At 69.7% G+C, this 16,877-nt stretch carries 15 protein-coding genes; 11 read left to right on the top strand and 4 right to left on the bottom strand.

Features of this window, described 5'->3' with window-relative positions; genetic code table 11:
• Positions 1-5: 5 nt before the first annotated feature.
• From F0U63_RS45340 to F0U63_RS45330, 3 genes are all read right to left on the bottom strand, one after another.
• A complete protein-coding gene (locus tag F0U63_RS45340; protein WP_395841100.1) occupies positions 6-1,136 on the bottom strand; it encodes a type IV pilus twitching motility protein PilT in 1,131 nt (376 codons plus the stop codon).
• A 3-nt stretch (positions 1,137-1,139) separates the two neighbouring features.
• Positions 1,140-2,786 carry a type IV pilus twitching motility protein PilT gene (locus F0U63_RS45335; protein ID WP_395841098.1) on the bottom strand — a complete coding sequence of 549 codons (1,647 nt, stop codon included), beginning with the start codon at positions 2,784-2,786 and terminating at the stop codon, positions 1,140-1,142.
• Between the two features lie 256 nt (positions 2,787-3,042).
• Entirely contained in the window at positions 3,043-3,579 is a 537-nt protein-coding gene (locus F0U63_RS45330) for an N-acetyltransferase (RefSeq protein WP_043430744.1), read from the bottom strand.
• A 289-nt stretch (positions 3,580-3,868) separates the two neighbouring features.
• Here F0U63_RS45330 and F0U63_RS45325 point away from each other — a divergent pair, with 289 nt between their 5' ends.
• Positions 3,869-4,573 carry a GTP-binding protein gene (locus tag F0U63_RS45325; protein WP_395841096.1) on the top strand — a complete coding sequence of 235 codons (705 nt, stop codon included), beginning with the start codon at positions 3,869-3,871 and terminating at the stop codon, positions 4,571-4,573.
• Positions 4,570-6,048, top strand: a complete 1,479-nt coding sequence (locus tag F0U63_RS45320) for an ATP-binding protein (protein WP_395841094.1) — start codon at positions 4,570-4,572, stop codon at positions 6,046-6,048. The genes F0U63_RS45325 and F0U63_RS45320 overlap by 4 nt, the downstream gene beginning before the upstream one ends.
• 81 nt (positions 6,049-6,129) lie before the next feature.
• Here F0U63_RS45320 and F0U63_RS45315 read toward each other — a convergent pair whose 3' ends face one another.
• Positions 6,130-6,324 (bottom strand): hypothetical protein, encoded by a 195-nt coding sequence (locus F0U63_RS45315; RefSeq protein WP_395841092.1) that lies wholly within the window; start codon positions 6,322-6,324, stop codon positions 6,130-6,132.
• Between the two features lie 144 nt (positions 6,325-6,468).
• On the opposite strand from F0U63_RS45315, the gene thiL reads away from it, so the two are divergent.
• The 9 genes from thiL (at position 6,469) to F0U63_RS45270 (ending at position 16,870) form a co-directional block, all read left to right on the top strand.
• Positions 6,469-7,437 carry a thiamine-phosphate kinase gene (gene thiL, locus F0U63_RS45310; protein ID WP_395841090.1) on the top strand — a complete coding sequence of 323 codons (969 nt, stop codon included), beginning with the start codon at positions 6,469-6,471 and terminating at the stop codon, positions 7,435-7,437.
• Positions 7,438-7,501: 64 nt separating this feature from the next.
• Complete coding sequence (locus tag F0U63_RS45305; RefSeq protein ID WP_395841088.1) at positions 7,502-8,863, top strand: methyl-accepting chemotaxis protein; 1,362 nt, start codon at positions 7,502-7,504, stop codon at positions 8,861-8,863.
• Positions 8,864-8,954: 91 nt separating this feature from the next.
• Entirely contained in the window at positions 8,955-9,380 is a 426-nt protein-coding gene (locus F0U63_RS45300; protein ID WP_071896373.1) for a chemotaxis protein CheW, read from the top strand.
• A 72-nt stretch (positions 9,381-9,452) separates the two neighbouring features.
• Positions 9,453-9,821, top strand: a complete 369-nt coding sequence (locus tag F0U63_RS45295) for a response regulator (protein WP_002632150.1) — start codon at positions 9,453-9,455, stop codon at positions 9,819-9,821.
• A 38-nt stretch (positions 9,822-9,859) separates the two neighbouring features.
• On the top strand, positions 9,860-12,088 hold the full coding sequence (locus tag F0U63_RS45290) for a chemotaxis protein CheW (protein ID WP_395841086.1): 2,229 nt from the start codon (positions 9,860-9,862) through the stop codon (positions 12,086-12,088).
• Positions 12,085-12,681, top strand: coding sequence for a chemotaxis protein CheC (locus F0U63_RS45285; protein WP_395841084.1), 597 nt, complete (start codon positions 12,085-12,087; stop codon positions 12,679-12,681). Before F0U63_RS45290 ends, F0U63_RS45285 begins: the two co-directional genes overlap by 4 nt.
• Before the next feature lie 212 nt (positions 12,682-12,893).
• Positions 12,894-14,432: an alpha-amylase family glycosyl hydrolase gene (locus F0U63_RS45280; protein ID WP_395841082.1), complete on the top strand. Its 1,539-nt coding sequence runs from the start codon at positions 12,894-12,896 to the stop codon at positions 14,430-14,432.
• 63 nt (positions 14,433-14,495) lie between these two features.
• Positions 14,496-15,590 carry an ABC transporter ATP-binding protein gene (locus F0U63_RS45275; RefSeq protein WP_395841080.1) on the top strand — a complete coding sequence of 365 codons (1,095 nt, stop codon included), beginning with the start codon at positions 14,496-14,498 and terminating at the stop codon, positions 15,588-15,590.
• Between the two features lie 47 nt (positions 15,591-15,637).
• Complete coding sequence (locus tag F0U63_RS45270; RefSeq protein WP_395841078.1) at positions 15,638-16,870, top strand: extracellular solute-binding protein; 1,233 nt, start codon at positions 15,638-15,640, stop codon at positions 16,868-16,870.
• Positions 16,871-16,877: the final 7 nt, after the last annotated feature.

Raw genomic sequence — 16,877 nt, 5'->3', positions numbered from 1 at the left:
GGGCTTCAGTGCCCGAGCACCTCGCCCCCGTCGGCGGCGGAGACCTGGAAGTCGGGCTTGAGCCGCTGGAGCGTCTTGACGAAGGACTCCTTGTCCTGGGCCTTCTCGAGGGCGGCCTCGGGGGTGATGGTGTTGGCGGCCACGAGCCGCTCCAGGTGCATGTCGAGCGTCTGCATGCCCAGGCCCTGGCTCGACTGCATCTTGCTGGCGATCTGGAACACCTTGTTGTCGCGGATCATCGAGGCGATGGCGCTGGTGCCGATGAGGATTTCCAGCGCGGCGACGCGGCCCTTGCCGTCGGCGGTGCGGATGAGCTGCTGGGCGACGATGCCGGCGAGGCCCTCGGCGAGCATGCCGCGCACCTGGGGCTGCTCGTCGGCGGGGAAGGAGTTGATGATGCGGTCGATGGTGGCCGGCGCGCTGTTGGTGTGCACGGTGGCGAAGACGAGCACGCCGTAGCTGGCCAGTTGCAGCGCGAGCTTCATGGTCTCGTTGGTGCGCAGCTCGCCGATGAGGATGACGTTGGGGTCCTCTCGGCCCGCCGAGCGGATGGCGGTGGCGAAGCTGGAGGCGTGCAGGCCCACCTCGCGGTGGGTTACCTGGGACTTCACCGACTCGTGCACGAACTCGACGGGGTCCTCGATGGTGAGGACGTGCGCGGCGCGGGTGTGGTTGATGTGGTGGATCATCCCCGCGAGCGTGGTGGACTTGCCGCTGCCGGTGGGGCCGGTGACGAGCACGAGGCCGCTGCGGCGCTCGGCGAGCTTGCGCACCACCTCGGGCGTGTTGAGCTCCGCGAGCGACAGCACCCGGCTGGGGATGGTGCGGAAGACGGCCGCGATGCCGCTCGTCTTGTAGAAGTAGTTGGCGCGGAAGCGCGCGCGCGTGCCGTAGCTGTAGGCGAAGTCGAGGTCCAGCTCCTCGGTGATGTGGCGCTTCTGCTCGGGGCTGGTGAGCTCGAAGAGCATGGCCTCGAGCTCGCGCTGGGTGAGCACCTCCTCGCGCAGCGGCTGGAGTCCGCCCCGGATGCGGCCCAGCGGCGGGTGGCCGATGCTCAGGTGCAGGTCGCTCCCCTTGTGCTCGAGGAGCTTGTCGAAGAACGCGGCGATGCGCGGCGAGGCACTGGGCGTGCTCATGGGTCAGGCGCTCTTACGGTTGAGGAGGTTGCCCATCTTGGAGAGCAGCGGCTTGGAGCCGTCGGGAGGCGGGGGCTCGGGGGGCGAGCCGGGGCGCTTGCCCGTCACCACGGCCTCCAGCTCGTCGGGGTTCTCGGCGTAGAGGCGGGCGTGCTCGAGCGTGGTGCGGCCCGAGCGCACCAGTTCGGCGAGCGAGTCGTCGAAGCGCACGATGCCCAGGCTCTTGCCGCGCTGTTGGAGGGAGGGAATCTGGAACGTCTTGTTGTCGCGGATGAGGTTGCCGAGCGCGACCGAGCCGGGCAGCAGCTCGGCGGCGGCCACGAGGCCCTTGCCATCCGCGGAGGGCAGCAGGCGCTGGCTGACGATGAGGCGCAGGCTGCTGGCGAGCGTCATGCGCACCTGGGCCTGGTCGCCCGGGGGGAAGAGATCGATGAGCCGGTCGATCGTCTTCGCGGCGCTCTGGGTGTTCATGGTGCTCACGAGCAGGTGGCCCGTCTCGCTGGCGGCGAGCGCCATGCGCACCGTCTCGGTGTCGCGCAGCTCGCCCACGAGGATGACGTCCGGGTCCTCGCGCAGGCTGCCCTTGAGGGCGCTGGCGAAGCTCTTGGTGTGGGTGCCCACCTCGCGCTGGCTCAAGAGCGCCTTCTTGCGCGGGTGGAGGTACTCGACGGGGTCCTCCACGGTGAGCACGTGGTGCGTGGTGTCGCGGTTGATGATGTCGACGATGGCCGCGAGCGTGCTCGTCTTGCCGTGGCCCGAGGGGCCGGTGACGACGATGAGGCCCTGGTGGTGGTGGGTGGCCTTGGCGATGTCGGCGGGCAGGCCGAGCGACTCGAGGGTGGGAATCTCGCGGGAGATGAGCCGGAAGCAGCCCTTGTAGCCGGTGCGCTGGCGGGAGACGTTGACGCGGAAGCGGCCGGACGCTCCCAGGTCGAGCGCGAAGTCACAGCTGCCCTCGCGCTCGAGCACGAGGCGCAGCCGGTCGGGCACGTGGGGCAGCAGCATCTTCTCCACCGTCTCGGGCGGCAGCACGGCGCCGTGGGGCAGCAGCTCGCCCACCAGCCGGAAGAGGGGAGGGCGATCGGCGATGATGTGCAAGTCACTGGCGCCCACGCTCCGGGCGTCTTCCAGGAGCATCGCCAGGTTGCCCGCGGACGCGGGCCGCACGACGAGCCGGGGCCCCGCCGAGGCGTCGGCCCTGGACTCGGCCGAGGGTGGGGGCGCCGAGGGGGGAGGCTCGGTGGGCGCGGAACGCCCGGTGCTGGGGAGGATCTGCATGCCAGAGGATCGGGCGGGCCTGCCCGTGGCGGTGGGCGGCGGGGCGGGCGGGGGCGCCACGGTGGGCGCGGGCTCGCCGCGCAGGATGCGCACGTGGAGCACGTCGCCGCGGCGCATGGCGCCCACGATCACCGGACCGAAGCCCTCCAGCTTCAGGCCCCACTGCCCGGGCTTCTCGGAGAGCGAGGCGACGCGCGCGGCGCCCACCAGGCCCTTGAGCGTCTCCTGCAGTCCCTCCGTGGTGAGCAGGCTGTCATCCAGCGTCTCGAAGCCCGCGGCCGTCTTGGCCAGCGGCGCGCGCCCGCTGATGAGCGTCAGTTCCACCACGGCCGGTCGAGCCAGTTGGCGCAGCAGTTCCGTGAAGCTCTTCATTCGCGGGGCCACCCTTCGGGCCCTCCCGGGGAGTGGAGGGCCGACGGGAAAGGGTACAGCACAACTGGGAATGCCGGGTATTCCCGAAAGAGAGGACGGCGCGGCCATGCTCCTGGGCTGCCGGGGGGGAGGACGGACAGGCGGTGGGAAAAAAGAAACGCCCGGACGGGGACCCTCGCGAGAGGGCCCCGACCGGGCGGAATCAAACGAGGGAAGGAGCGGTCCCTCGAAGAGGGCCGGGCCTACCCAGGCCGGCTCACAGCTCGCGCGACATGAGCAGGCGCAGCTTACCGGACTTCTTGGACACCACCGTGGCGACGGTGGTGAAGCCCGCGTTGCGGTAGAAACTCACCGCGGGGGCGTTGGCCGGGTCCACGCGCAGGGCGATCGTCTTGCGGTACATGTCCCGGGCCACCTGGAGGGCCTGGTTGAGCACGGCCAGTCCCACGCCCTTGCGGCGCAGCTCCGGCTTGATGACGATGTTGCGCATATAGGCGGCGCCGGGAACCGGGCCGTCGCGCTCCACCGTCACGTAACCCACGACTTGGTTCTGCACCTTGGCCACCTGCACGAACGGCCGCAGCCCCGTGAGGGCCTTGAGGCTGTCCTCCAACGTCTCTCCGCGGCTCAGCCACGGCTCCGAATTGGCGCGCAGCGCGGCCACGGAGGCCATGTCCTCGTCGCTCGGGGCGTTGAATTTGACCGCCAGCGCCAGGTCATTGGGCATGGTCGTCATGTCCGGCACCGGCATCGCGCCTACCTCCACGCCCGGCTCCACCCGCTTCATCGTCATGCCTTGCTCCTCCATTGCGCTACGAATCCTAACCGCTTCATTGTCTCCCTTGCACGCCCTTGGGTTCAGCGCACATTTCCACTCATGGGTGGGGGGACCGGACTACCCCAAACTGCGCACGTGGCCCGGGCATTCCAAGGCCGTTGGCTGCCGCTTCGTTCCGGGGCTGCCCCATGCGACAAACCGGAGACGGCTTTCAATGATGAACACCTTTCACTATAAAAAACCGTCCTCCCCGAGCGGGTTGGTCGATCCTTTCCCTTCTTGCCCGGCACCCTGAGCTCCGCACGTGCAACTCAACCACGCCCAGCGCGAACTCACCCTGAAGATCGTCTACTACGGCCCTGGGCTGAGTGGGAAGACGACGAACCTGCGCTGCATCCACGCGCGGGCCCGGCCGGAGGCGCGCGGCCGGTTGCTCAGCGTGGAGACACACGAGGACCGCACGCTCTTCTTCGATCTGCTCCCCGTCTTCTTCACCAGCCAGTCGGGCTTCAAGGTGAAGCTCAAGCTCTTCACCGTGCCCGGCCAGGTCGTCCATGACGCCACGCGCCGCGTGGTGCTGCAGAACGCGGACGCGGTGGCCTTCATCGCCGACAGCCGCCGCAGCGCGGGCGCGGAGAACAACGCCTCCTGGCGCCGCCTCCGGGCGAACATGCGGGAGAACGGCCTGGACACCTCGCAGGTGCCGGTGGTCATCCAGTTCAACAAGCGGGACCTGCCGGACGCCCAGACGGACGAGGAGCTGGAGGCCGCGCGTCAGCGGGGCACCGAGCCCATCGTGGGCGCGGTGGCGCTGCGCGGGGAAGGGGTGATGGAGACCTTGCACGCGCTCTTGCAGTCGGCCTGGCGCAACCTGGACGAGCGCATGCGGCTGGCGCGCAACATCGGCCTGGAGGAGCGGGAATTCCTCGGCCACATCTTCCAGCAGATGGACCTCAAGGGGACGCCCCTGGAAGCGCTCTACCCCCCGTTGGGGGGCAAGTCGCGATGAGCGCCGAGAAACCGGGGCCCACGGGCAACGGGTCCGAGCCCACCGGCCTGGCCCTCCAGCGCAAGCTGTCGCTGGTGGACTTGCTGGATCCGCTCACCTTCGGGGACGTGGTGGAGAGCCTGGGCGCGCTGTACCAGGTGGGCGTGCGCGTGCTGGACGAGCGCAACCGGACGCTCGCGGACGCGCAGGGCGCGCACGGGGAATTCTGCGGCTTCATCGGCGCCAACCCCGCGGTGCGCGTGCGTTGCTCCGCCCAGGTGACGCGGGTGAAGGAGGGCCCGCTGGCGGCCCTGTTCTCCTCCCAGGTGCTGGGAACGGAGGGCGCGGGCGAGCTGCTGCTGCACACCTGCCTCACCGGCCTGTGCTACGTGGTGGTCCCCGTGGTGTGGGAGGGAGACGTGCTCGGGCGCGTCGTGTTCGGGCCCTACGCGTCGGAGGAAGGTGGCACTCCCGTCTGTCCCGAGGGGCCGGACGCGGAGCGGGTGCGCGAGGCTTGGGCGAGCGCGCGGCACCTGTCCCAGGAGGAGCTGGCGCGCATGGTGACGCACCTGGCCCAGGTGCTGGCGGCGCTCCTGGCGGCCGGACAGAAGTCCTATCTCACCGGGCAGCTCCACCTGGAGGCCATGGTGGAGACGCAGCGCGAGCTGGAGCACCAGAACTCGCAGCTGTTGCGGCTCAACCAGCGGCTCAAGGAGTCGGACCGCAGCAAGTCGAGCTTCCTGAGCACGGTGAGCCACGAGCTGCGCACGCCGCTCGCGTCCATCATCGGCTACTCGGAGATGCTCGCCGAGGGCCTGGTGGGCGGGCTCAATCCGGAGCAGATGCAGTTCGTGCGCACCATCATGGAGAAGGGCAACACGCTGCTCAAGCTCATCTCCTCCATCCTCGACATGAGCCAGATCGAGGCGGGCAAGGTGCGGCTGGCCTTCGAGTGGGTGGACGTGCGGGAGATGGTGGAGAGCGCCATCACCAGCGTGACGCCCCAGGCCCAGCGCAAGGGCCTGACGCTCGAGGCGAACCTGCCGGTGGGGCCGCAGCCGCGGGTGGTGGCCGATCGCGAGAAGCTGCGGCAGGTGGTGGTGAACCTGCTGGCCAACGCGGTGAAGTTCACGCCCTCCCTGGGCCGCATCGAGGTGCGGCTGTCGGAGGTGGGCACGCGCTCGGAGCTCGCCACCGCCGGCTACCACATCGAGGTGGAGGACACCGGGGTGGGCATCCCGGAGAACCAGCGCGACCGCATCTTCCAGAGCTTCTACCAGGTGGACGACAGCCCGACGCGCGAGTACGGCGGCGCGGGCCTGGGGCTGGCCATCGTGAAGAGCTACGTGGAAGGTCACGGTGGCCAGGTGTCGGTGCGCAGCGAGGTGGGCAAGGGCTCGTGCTTCCGGGTGGTCCTCCCGAAGGAGCCACCCCTGTCGGGCCAGGGCCCGGCCTATATCCCGCCCCCCGTGGACACCGAGCCCGAGCGCTTCTAGTCCCCCTTCTAGTCCCCCCATGACGCACCGAAGCTCCACCCGGCGGGACCGGATGGAGCTTCGCGCGGTGGGACGGGGTGCCTACTTCTTGTGTGGGTTCGGCAGGTACGGAGGAGGAACGGGCTCCTTGCCCGCGGCCTGCTTCAGGGTGTCGCCCACGTCCTGATTCAGATCCTGACCCTTCTTGTGGTTCAGGTCGTGCTTCGTCTGCTCGAGGTCGCGCTTGAGGGCTTCCTTCACCTTGCTCGTACGGCCCGGCTTCTTGTCGTAGTCCATGACGTGCCTCCCTGGGTTCGTCCCTCGTGGTGCGCCTCAACATGGGCCCGCCCGCCCCATCCGGCAGTCCGAGGCCCCGGGGCGGTCCGGACGGCGGACGGGCGGGCGGGCGCTTCACGGGCCGGGTGCGCTACCCTGCGGCGCGTGAGCCAGAAGCGCGCGGGCGAATTCGCCCTCATCGATCTCTTCCTGTCCCAGTTCCCCCGGGCCCGGGTGCCCGTGGGGCCCGGGGATGATTGCGCGGTGCTCGCGCCGTCCCGGGGCGCGCAGTGCATCACCACGGACGCGGTGGTGGAGGACGTGCACTTCACGCGCGCCTGGTTCTCTCCCGAGGACATCGGCCACAAGGCGCTCGCGGTGAACCTGTCGGACCTGGCCGCCATGGGCGCCCTGCCGCGCTGGTTCGTCTGCGCGCTCGCGCTGCCCCGCGACTTCCCCCGCCGCGCGCTGCTCGGGCTCGCGCGGGGCATGAGCGCGCTCGCGCGCGAGCACGGCATCGCCCTGGTGGGCGGCAACTTCTCCTCCGCGCGCGAGCTGTCCGTCACCCTCACCGCCGCCGGGGAGCTGCCTCCGGGCAGCCCGCCCCTCACCCGCGCGGGCGGCCGGCCCGGGGACGTGCTGTACGTCTCGGGCACGCTCGGCGAGGCCCGGCTGGGCCTCACCCAACTCCAGGCCGGCCGACGGCGCTCCTCGGCCATCCTCCGCCAGAAACGCCCCGTGCCCCGCATCGCGCTCGGCCGGCTCGCCTCGCGCTTCGCCTCCGCCGCGTTGGACCTCTCCGATGGCCTCGCGCAGGACCTGGGCCACCTGTGCCGGGCCTCGGGCACGGGCGCCGAGCTGGACGTGGACCGGCTCCCGGTGTCGCGCGCCGTGCGGGCCTCCCTGGGACTCGAGGGGGCCCTGGCGGGTGGGGAGGACTACGAGCTGCTGCTCGCCGTCCCACCCGGGCGCACCTCCGCCTTCGAGCGAGCGTGCCTCCGGGCGGAAGAATCCATTACCCGTATAGGCCGGCTCACCCCGGGTCCGGCCGGACACACGCGTGTCACGGGGGGGCGAGCGCTGCGCCTGCCCGCTGGCTTCGACCACTTCCAACAGGATGGGGGGGCGGATTGACCGTTCCGAACGGGAGGGCTAAACCCTGGAGTCCGCCGTTGCCGCCTTCCTGAAAAGCGAAACCGTGCGCCGCCCTCTTCGCGACGATCCACCTCCCGGCTTCACTCCCCGCCGCGACACCGTGCAGCGGCTGTTGCGCACGGTCGAGCAATCCAGCACGGGAGGCCATGAAGTCTCCCTCCAGCTGAAGATCTTCGTGGGCTACCTGATGATGGGGTGCGTGCTCACCGGCACGCTCTTCATCACCGAGCCGCTGCTCACCTTCTGGTGGCGGATCGCCCTGGCCCTGGGCATCACGCTCGCCCTGTCCCTGACGCTGCCGCGCTACCTGCCGCGCGTGACTCGCCTGCGGGTGCTCTCGCGCTCCGCCTTCGAGATCTCCCAGGGCGATCTGTCCAAGCCCCTGGTGGTCGAGCCGCCGCGCGCCTGGCGCCGCGATGAAATCGACGAGCTGGCCCTGGCCATCCGCAAGATGCAGGAGAACCTGCGCGAGCTGGTGGGGAAGATCCAGGACACCGCCAAGAGCGTGGCGGACACCGCCAAGGACCTGCAGGGCTCGGCCGAGAACGTCAACGGCACCAATGAAGAGGTGGGCTTGTCCATGGACAAGATCGCCCGGGGTGCCGAGACGCAGTCGCAGCTCGTGGGCCGCACGTCCAAGGTCATCACCGAGATGGCCAGCAGCATCCAACGCACCGCGGCGAGCGCCGAGGACGCCGCCCGCACCGCCGCCGAGACGAGCAGCGCCGCGGAGAACGGCAGCAAGGCCGCCCTGCTCGCCGGCGAGAAGGTGAAGAAGGTCTTCAACCGCATCGAGGCGGCGAGCCAGCAGGTGTTCGCCTTCGGCGAGAAGACGCAGGAAATCTCCAAGATCGTCGACGCCATCACCCAGGTGGCCCAGCAGACCAACCTGCTCGCGCTCAACGCCACCATCGAGGCGGCGCGCGCGGGCGAGTACGGCCGCGGCTTCGCGGTGGTGGCCGACGAGGTGCGCAAGCTCGCCGAGAGCGCGGGCCGCTCCGCCGAACAGATTTCCCGCCTGGCGCGCGACATCTCCGGCCAGTCCACCGCCGTGGTGAGCGCCATGAAGGTGGGCATCGAGGAGCTGGCGGAAGGCCGCGAGGACCTCACCGGCATCGTGCGCTCCATGGGCTCCATCACCGACACGGTGCGCAAGGTGGCCGAGAAGGTCCACCTCATCTCCGACAGCGCCCGCGAGCAGCAGAAGGGCAGCGAGGAGATGGTGAAGGCCACCGAGGAGATCTCCCTCGTGGCGCGCAACAACGCCACCTCCACCGAGGCCATCCAGTCCGTCATCCAGGAGCAGACCGACGCCATGGTGCGCATGACGTCGCTGGCCAGCGAGCTGACCAACCTCTCCATCGAATTGCAGAGCGTGGTGCGCAGCTTCCGGCTCAATGTGTGAGGGGGGGCCAGGCCCTCGTCCAAGCCCTCCTTGAGGACCTTCGTGGGCATGGATTTTCCCCGCTCCCCGGATTGCTGGTAGAAGAGCACTCGTGCGGCACGTCATCTTCCGGGTGGAGAAGGAGCGCTACGGGCTGCCGCTGATCGCGGTCAAGGAAGTGGTGGTTCCTCCGGAGCGCTTCACCCGGGTGCCACGAGCCCCCAAGGCGGTGACGGGGGTGATGAACCTGAGGGGCCGGGTGGTGACGGTGGTGGAGCTGCGGCAGCTGTTGGGCCTGCCCGAGGGGCCTTCTCCCAACGGGCGGGTGGTGTTGTTGGAGCGGGGCCGGCGTGATCTCGGGTTGTTGGTGACGGACGTGGAGGGCATCGAGGCCGTGGAGCGGGTGAGCGCGGCTCCAGGCAGGACGGTCCCGGCGGTGCGCGGCGTCGCGCGGTTGCGGGGCCTGGCGGTGACGGTGTTGGATCCAGAAGGGCTGGATTCCGCGGTGGTTGGACTCTTCACCGCGGCGCAGAAGTGAGTAGCTGTCTGAAATGGGCGGGTGGTAGTGTCCGCGGCCCTCTCGGGGCCTTACGCGGAGGCGGAGCTTCACATGGCTAAGCGGGTGCTGGTCGTCGACGATGCCATCTTCATGCGCAACATGATCAAGGACATCTTCGCGTCCGGTGGCTTCGAGGTCGTCGGAGAGGCGGCCAACGGGCTGGAGGCCGTGGAGAAGTACAAGGAACTCAAGCCGGACCTCACGACGATGGACATCGTCATGCCCTTCAAGAGCGGCATCGAGGCCACGCGCGAAATCATCAAGTTCGATGGCAACGCGGTGGTCATCATGTGCTCGGCCCTGGGGCAGGAGAGCCTGGTGATGGAGGCCATCGAGGCGGGTGCCTCGGACTTCATCGTCAAACCGTTCCGCGCCGAGGACGTCCTGGCGGTCGTCAAGAAGGTCCTGGGGGAGGGCTGAGTCCCCTCCCATGAATCGATGAATCACCGAGGCTGGACATGACCATGGACATGTCCCGCTACCTCGGCCTGTTCCTGACCGAGGCAAGCGAGCATCTGGAAGGCTTGGGCCGGGACCTCGTGCAGCTCGAGCGCGAGGGCGCGCGGGCCGTGGTGGACTCGATGTTCCGCCACGCGCACTCGGTCAAGGGCATGGCTTCGTCGATGGGCTTCGAGTCCATCGCGGTGCTCGCCCACCGGGTGGAGGACCTGGTGGACGCCATCCGCCAGGACCCGAGCCGCCTCGAGCGCACCCTGGTGGACCTGCTCTTGTCCGCCACCGACGCGATGCTCGCCCAGGTGCGCTGCGTGGCCGACAACCGCACGCCCGAGGATGCCTCGGTGCTGCTCGGGCAGCTCGCCGAACGCGTGAGCCTGCTCACCGGCCAGGCTCCCTCCGCCACGAAGGTGCTCAGCCGGCTGACCGACTCCATCGCCTCGGCGACCGTGTCGGTGCCTCCCCCCACGCCGCCCGCGCCGCCTCCCGCGCCGCCGGCTCCTCCCCCCGCTCCCGTCGAGCCCGCGCCCGTCGCCGCCGCGCCGCCCACGCCCGCCGCCGCGCCGCCCGCTCCCGTCGTCGAGCCCCTGCCCGCCGATTTCCTGTCCGATGACTCCCCCACCCCCACGGGGGTGAGCGCGAGCACCGCGGCGGCCCAGCTCGCCACCGCGGTGGTCAAGGCCGTCAAGGCGCAGGAGCTGGCGCGGCAGGACGCCGAGCCCAAGAAGGTGCCGCGCTGGACGATGCACCTGCGCCTGTCCCCCACCTGCCAGACCCCGGGCGTGCGCGCCTTCCTGATGCACAAGCGGCTGCTGGGGCTGGGCACGTTGCACGACCTGCGCCCCGGGCTGGATGACCTCAAGGCCGGCCGCATCCCCGAGGGGAACATCCAGCTCGAGCTGGAATCCACCGAGTCCGAGGAGGGCATCCGCAAGGCCCTGCGCAACGTGGCCGACGTGGAGCTCGTCTCGATGACACCGGTGGTCGCCGCTCCCCCTGTGGCCAGCCCCGCGAGCGCGCTGCAGGCCTCGGCGGAGGCCGCCCGGGGTGCCACCGCGACGGGGGCGGATGGCGCGCGCACGGTGCGCGTGCGCACGGAGCTGTTGGATCACTTCCTGGACACCGCGGGCGAGCTGCTCCTGGCCACCGCGCGCCTGCGCGAGCTGGGCAAGATGCTGCCGGAGGGCTCGCGCCCGCCCATCGAGGAGGGCGTGTACCGGCTGCACACCCTGGTGAAGGACCTGCACGACAAGGTGATGAGCGCGCGCATGACGCCGCTGTCGACCATCACCGACCGGCTGCCCCGCGCGGCGCGCGACATCGCCCGGCGCAAGGAGCGCGAGGTGGAGCTGGTCATCACCGGCGCGGAGATCGAGCTGGACCGGGCCATCCTCGACGACCTGGCGGATCCGCTGCTGCACCTGTTGCGCAACTGCATCGACCATGGCCTGGAGTCGCCCGAGGAGCGCGTGGCGGCGGGCAAGCCGCCCCGGGGCCGGGTGGTGGTGTCGGTGCGGCGCGTGCGCGACCGCGTGGTGCTGGAGATGGAGGACGATGGCCGCGGCATGAACGTGGCCAGGCTCAAGGAGGCGGCGGTGGCCCGGGGCGCCGTGTCGGCCGAGGCCGCCGCTCGCATGACGGACCGGGAAGCGCTCCTGCTCTCGTGCCTGCCCGGCGTGTCCACCGCGAAGGACGTCTCTGAAATTTCCGGCCGCGGCGTGGGCATGGACGCGGTCAAGCGCGTGGCGGAGAACGTGGGCGGGACGCTGGAAATCGAGAGCGAGCTGGGCCGCGGCTCGCGCTTCACCCTGCGGCTGCCCCTGACGGTGGCCGTGGTGCAGCTCTTGCTCGTGTCGGTGGGGGAGGAGGTCTTCGGCCTGCCCATCGCCAAGGTGGTGGGCGCGCTGGAGGCCGACTCGGAGAAGCTCGAGCGCAGCCGGCAGATTCCGCTCCTGCCCCACAACCAGGGTCTGCTTCCGGTGTATGCCCTGGGCGAGCTGGTGGGAGTCGAGGCGTCGCCCCGCGGGGGGGGCGTGCGGCCCTATGTGGTGATGGAAGGCGAATCCGGCCGCGTCGCGCTCGCGGTCGACAAACTGATGGGGCAGGAAGAAGCGGTGCTCAAGCCGCTCTCCCGGCCCTTGGACTTGCTCCCAGGGCTTTCAGGGGTCACCATCCTGGGCACGGGCCGGCCGGTCTTCATCCTGGACGTGCCAAGGTTGCTATCCGCGTGAGCCCTCTTCCGAGCGACATTCAGCTGGACGCCCTCCGAGAGGTGGCGAACATCGGCTGCGGCCATGCCATCAACGCGCTCGCGCGCCTGGTGGGTGGCCGCACCGTGAACCTGTCCATTCCCCGCGCCCTCGTGGCCGAGACCCCGGAGCTCACGGAGCTGTTGGGCGGGGCCGATGCGTCCGTGGTGGCGGCGAGGCTGGGCATGGACGGGGAGCTGGGCGGGGTGCTGCTGCTGGTGATGCCCACCCAGGACAGCGTGGCCCTGGAGTCGCTGCTGCTGCGGCGGGAGGACGCGCCCCAGGAGGAGCGCGAGAGCGCCCTGTCCGAGGCCGCCAACATCGTGGCGAGCGCGTGCTTGTCGGCCATCGGCATGCTCACCGGCTGGCGGCTGCTGCCCACGGTGCCGGTGCTCCTGCGCGGCGCGGCGGGCCCGGTGCTGGCCGAGGTGATGCAAGCCACCGGAAGCGATGGCCGCGTGGTGGTGCTGGAGACGCGCTTCTCGTCCGCGGGCGTGCCCGCCGTGTCCGGCCAGATGTTGCTGCTGTTGGATCAGGACAGCTCCCGGGCCCTGCTCACCCGCCTGGGCGTGTAGCCGAGCGGGGCGCACGGCCCGACGTGAAACGTCCCATGGCGCGCACGCTCCCGGTGAAAACCGGGGCAGACCTGTCGGGTTCGGCGCTGAATCGTGACACTCAAAGCATCGAGGTTTCCATTCCGGAACGGGTGTGAAAAGGTGCCGCCGCAATGGTGGATTGGTCGTCTCGCCGCCCCCCGGCCAAACGCGCGAACACTCGTCATCCGGTCGTGACCTCGCTGCTGCTTCCCCTGGCGTTCACGGGCTGCCTGCACGCGCCGCCCTCCGCCGGGAAGGTGACGTCCGAGGTTCCTACGGACACGGCGGTGTCCGCTCCCATGGCGGCGCCCACGCCTCCTGCTCCCGCGGTGGCTCCCCGCCCCTGGTCTGACGAGGTGCTCTACTTCGTCGTCGTGGATCGCTTCGCGGATGGCGACCTGGCCAACAACCTCCAGGTGGACGCGAAGGCCCCGGGCACCTTCCACGGCGGAGACTTCAAGGGCCTGCGCGAGCAGCTCGACGAGCTGTCCTCGCTGGGCGTGACGGCGCTGTGGATCACCCCCGTGGTGAAGAACATCGACGGCTTCGTCACCGGTGCGGGCTTCCCGGACTGGGGCTATCACGGCTACTGGGCCGAGGACTTCCAGCAGTTGGAGCCGCGCTTCGGCTCCGAGCAGGAGCTGAAGGCCCTGGTGGACGCCGCCCACCAGCGCGGCATCCGCGTGCTGCTGGACGTGGTGTACAACCACCCGGGCTACAACTCGCACTACCAGAAGGATTCCCGAACGAGCGGATGGCTGCGCTCGCAGGAGCAGGGGACGTGTGGCCAGGACGACGTGACGAGCTGCGTGTCCGGCCTGCCCGACTTCAAGACGGAAGTGCCCGAGGTGGCGCAGTACCTGCTCGACGCGCAGCTCGCCTGGGGCAAGCGCTCGGGGGTGGATGGCTTCCGCCTGGACACGGTGAAGCACGTGGACCACCCCTTCTGGCAGGAGCACCGCCGCCGCACCCGTGAGGAGCTGGGCCCCCACTTCTTCCTGCTCGGCGAGGTGTGGGGCGGGGACCGCGAGTCGCTCGACCCGTGGTTCTCCGGGGACGAGCTGGATGCCGGCTTCGACTTCGGCTTCCAGGGCAGCGCGCTCGCGTGGGTGCAGGGGCGCGGGCGCACCGTGGCCTTCGACGCCTACCTCCGCTCGCGCCACAAGGTCCGCCAGGGCTACCTCCTGTCGCACTTCCTGTCCTCGCACGACGTACCGGGCGCGCTCTTCCAGCTCGGGGGGGACAAGGCGCGCTTCCGGCTCGCGGCGCTCTTGCAGCTCACCACCACCGGCATGCCCGTCATCTACTACGGCGAGGAAGTGGGCCGCCCGGGCGGAGACTGGCCCGCCAACCGCGGCGACATGCCCTGGGGCGAGCGCGGCGTGGGTCCCGGGGCCGGGCTGCCGCGCGATGAGTCCCTGCGCCAGTTCTACCAGCAGCTCGTCGCGCTCCGGCGGGCCCATCCCGCGCTCTCGCGGGGTTCGCACAAGGGCCTGGCGACCGAGGGCGATGTTTACACTTTCGTGCGCCACGACCCCGAGTCCGGTGACGCGGTGGTTGTCGCGGTGAATCGCGGTGGTAAGAAGACCTCCGTCTCGGTCCCCTGGCCCGAGGCGTGGGGTGGCGCGGCCGCGCGAGACCTGCTCGACGGAAGCGGACTGGAAGCCGGTCCGACACTGGAGATCTCCGTCGAGGCGCTGTCTGCCCGCATCCTGGGTCGAGCCCCGTGAAGTTCGTGCAGTCCTAGCAGGCAGAGGGGCCCCTCCGAGTGGGCCCTCGGAGGGAGAGCCTGAATGTCCGGTGTGGTTTTCAAGAATGTGGCCAAGCGTTACGGCGACGTGTCCGTCATCGAGGGGTTGAACCTCGACATCCAGGACCATGAGTTCATGGTGCTCGTGGGTCCGTCGGGCTGTGGCAAGTCCACCGCGTTGCGGATGATCGCCGGTCTGGAGGAGATCACCGGCGGCAGCCTGTCCATCGGCGATCGCGTGGTGAACCAGTTGCCGCCCAAGGACCGGGACGTGGCGATGGTCTTCCAGAACTACGCGCTCTATCCGCACATGTCCATCCGGGAGAACCTCGAGTTCGGCCTGAAGATCCGCAAGACGCCCAGGCCGGAGATGGACAAGCTGGTGAACGAGGCGGCGGAGATCCTCGGCATCACCCACCTGCTGGACAGAAAGCCCAAGCAGCTCTCGGGCGGTCAGCGTCAGCGCGTGGCGCTCGGCCGCGCCATCGTGCGCAAGCCGGCGGTGTTCCTCTTCGACGAGCCCCTGTCCAACCTCGACGCCAAGCTGCGCGTGCAGATGCGCTCGGAGATCAAGAAGCTCCAGCAGCGCCTCGGCGTCACCTCGGTCTACGTGACGCACGATCAGATCGAGGCCATGACGATGGGCCACCGCATCGCGGTGATGAAGGAGGGCAAGCTGCAGCAGCTCGGCACGCCGCTCGAGGTGTACGAGCGTCCGGCCAACGTCTTCGTGGCCCAGTTCATCGGCTCGCCTCCCATGAGCTTCACCTCGGCCACGCTGTCGGCCAATGGCGAGATGCTCGAGGGCGAGGGCTTCAAGCTGCCGGTGCCCCAGACCATGCGCGCGGTGACCGCCGGCAAGGGTGGGCGCAAGCTCAAGGTCGGCATCCGCCCCGACAACATCCAGTCGCCCGAGGCCACCGCCCGCGGCGAGACGGCGCCCATCGAGGTGAACGTCGACCTGGTCGAGCCGCTCGGCAACGAGGTCATCGTCCACTCGCACCTGGCCGACAACTCCCTCGTCTTCCGCCTGCCGCCCCATCACACGCCCGCGACGGGCTCCAAGCTCAAGGTGCTGGTGGAGCTGGATTCCTTGCACCTGTTCGACGCCGAGACCGAGCAACGGTTGTCCGCCTGAGCCCGCGCCTCCCCTTATCCCCTCCTCATTCCTAGGACTCCCCCGACATGAAGAACCTGCGATGGATGTTCGCGGCCGCGAGCGCCTGTGTGCTCGCCCTGCTGCCCTCGGCCTCTTCCGCCGCCGAGACGAAGGAACTCGTCCTCTGGCACGGCTACCGCGCCGAGGAGAAGGCCGCTCTCGAGAAGCTGGTGGGCCAGTTCAACGCCGCCCACGCCGCCGAGGGCATCAAGGTCAACACGCTGGCGGTGCCGTATGACGCCTACGCGGACAAGATCTCCGCCACGGTGCCGCGCGGCAAGGGTCCGGACGTCTTCATCTTCGCCCAGGACCGGCTCGGCGGATGGATCGAGGCGGGCAACACCGTGGAGCCCATCGACTTCTATCTGGACGATGAGCTCAAGAAGCGCTTCATCCCCTCCACGCTCCAGGCGATGGTCTACCGCGGCACCACCTACGGCCTGCCGCTCAACTACAAGTCCATCACGCTCATCTACAACAAGAAGCTGGTGCCCACGCCGCCCAAGACGAGCGGCGAGCTGGTGGCGATGGCCAAGAAGATCACCGACCAGAAGGCGGGCCGCTTCGGTCTGGCCTACGCCTACGGTGACTTCTACTACCACGCGGCGCTGATGAACGGCTTTGGCGGGGGCGTGTTCGGCGCGGATGGCGCGCCCACGATGAACTCGCCGGCGAACGTCAAGGCGGCCGAGCAGCTGCTCAAGTGGAAGGAGAAGGACGGGATTCTTCCGGCCGAGCCCACCACGGCGCTCATCACCTCGCTCTTCAACGAGGGCAAGGCGGGCATGGTGTTCTCCGGCCCGTGGTTCCTCGGGGAGATCGCCAAGGGCGTGGACTACGGCCTCGCGCCGCTGCCCACGCTGGACGAGGCGGGCGGCAAGCCCATGCGTCCGTGGACGACGGTGGAGGGCGTGTATGTCGCCGCCCCGTCGAAGAACAAGGACGCGGCGTTCGAGCTGGCCAAGTTCCTCACCAGCACGGAAGGCGCCAAGGTGCTCGCGCTCGAGGGCCGTCAGAGCCCCGCCAACCAGGCGGTGTACTCCGACCCGAAGGTCTCTGCGGACCCGCAGCTCAAGGCGTTCCGCGCCCAGGTCGACACGGCGGTGCCCATGCCCAACGTGCCGGAGATGTCGATGGTCTGGGGCCATGCCACCTCGGCGATGAGCGCCATCCTCAAGAAGACCGCGACCCCCAAGGCCGCCCTCGACGCCGCCCAGAAGGGTGTCGCCAAGGACGTGGCCAGCCTGCGCAAGAAGTGAGAGGTCG

It is taken from the genome of Cystobacter fuscus (assembly GCF_044360685.1).
Taxonomy (GTDB): domain Bacteria; phylum Myxococcota; class Myxococcia; order Myxococcales; family Myxococcaceae; genus Cystobacter; species Cystobacter fuscus_C.
This window is presented reverse-complemented; position numbering and strand designations above follow the sequence as displayed.

What these genes read in the sequence shown, in the direction of transcription:
- F0U63_RS45290 (WP_395841086.1), top strand. Translation starts at nt 9,860, where the DNA reads ATGACCATGGACATGTCCCGCTACCTCGGCCTGTTCCTGACCGAGGCA.
- F0U63_RS45295 (WP_002632150.1), top strand. Translation starts at nt 9,453, where the DNA reads ATGGCTAAGCGGGTGCTGGTCGTCGACGATGCCATCTTCATGCGCAAC.
- F0U63_RS45320 (WP_395841094.1), top strand. Translation starts at nt 4,570, where the DNA reads ATGAGCGCCGAGAAACCGGGGCCCACGGGCAACGGGTCCGAGCCCACC.
- F0U63_RS45340 (WP_395841100.1), bottom strand. Translation starts at nt 1,136, where the DNA reads ATGAGCACGCCCAGTGCCTCGCCGCGCATCGCCGCGTTCTTCGACAAG.
- F0U63_RS45275 (WP_395841080.1), top strand. Translation starts at nt 14,496, where the DNA reads ATGTCCGGTGTGGTTTTCAAGAATGTGGCCAAGCGTTACGGCGACGTG.
- F0U63_RS45315 (WP_395841092.1), bottom strand. Translation starts at nt 6,324, where the DNA reads ATGGACTACGACAAGAAGCCGGGCCGTACGAGCAAGGTGAAGGAAGCC.
- F0U63_RS45330 (WP_043430744.1), bottom strand. Translation starts at nt 3,579, where the DNA reads ATGACGATGAAGCGGGTGGAGCCGGGCGTGGAGGTAGGCGCGATGCCG.
- F0U63_RS45270 (WP_395841078.1), top strand. Translation starts at nt 15,638, where the DNA reads ATGAAGAACCTGCGATGGATGTTCGCGGCCGCGAGCGCCTGTGTGCTC.
- F0U63_RS45335 (WP_395841098.1), bottom strand. Translation starts at nt 2,786, where the DNA reads ATGAAGAGCTTCACGGAACTGCTGCGCCAACTGGCTCGACCGGCCGTG.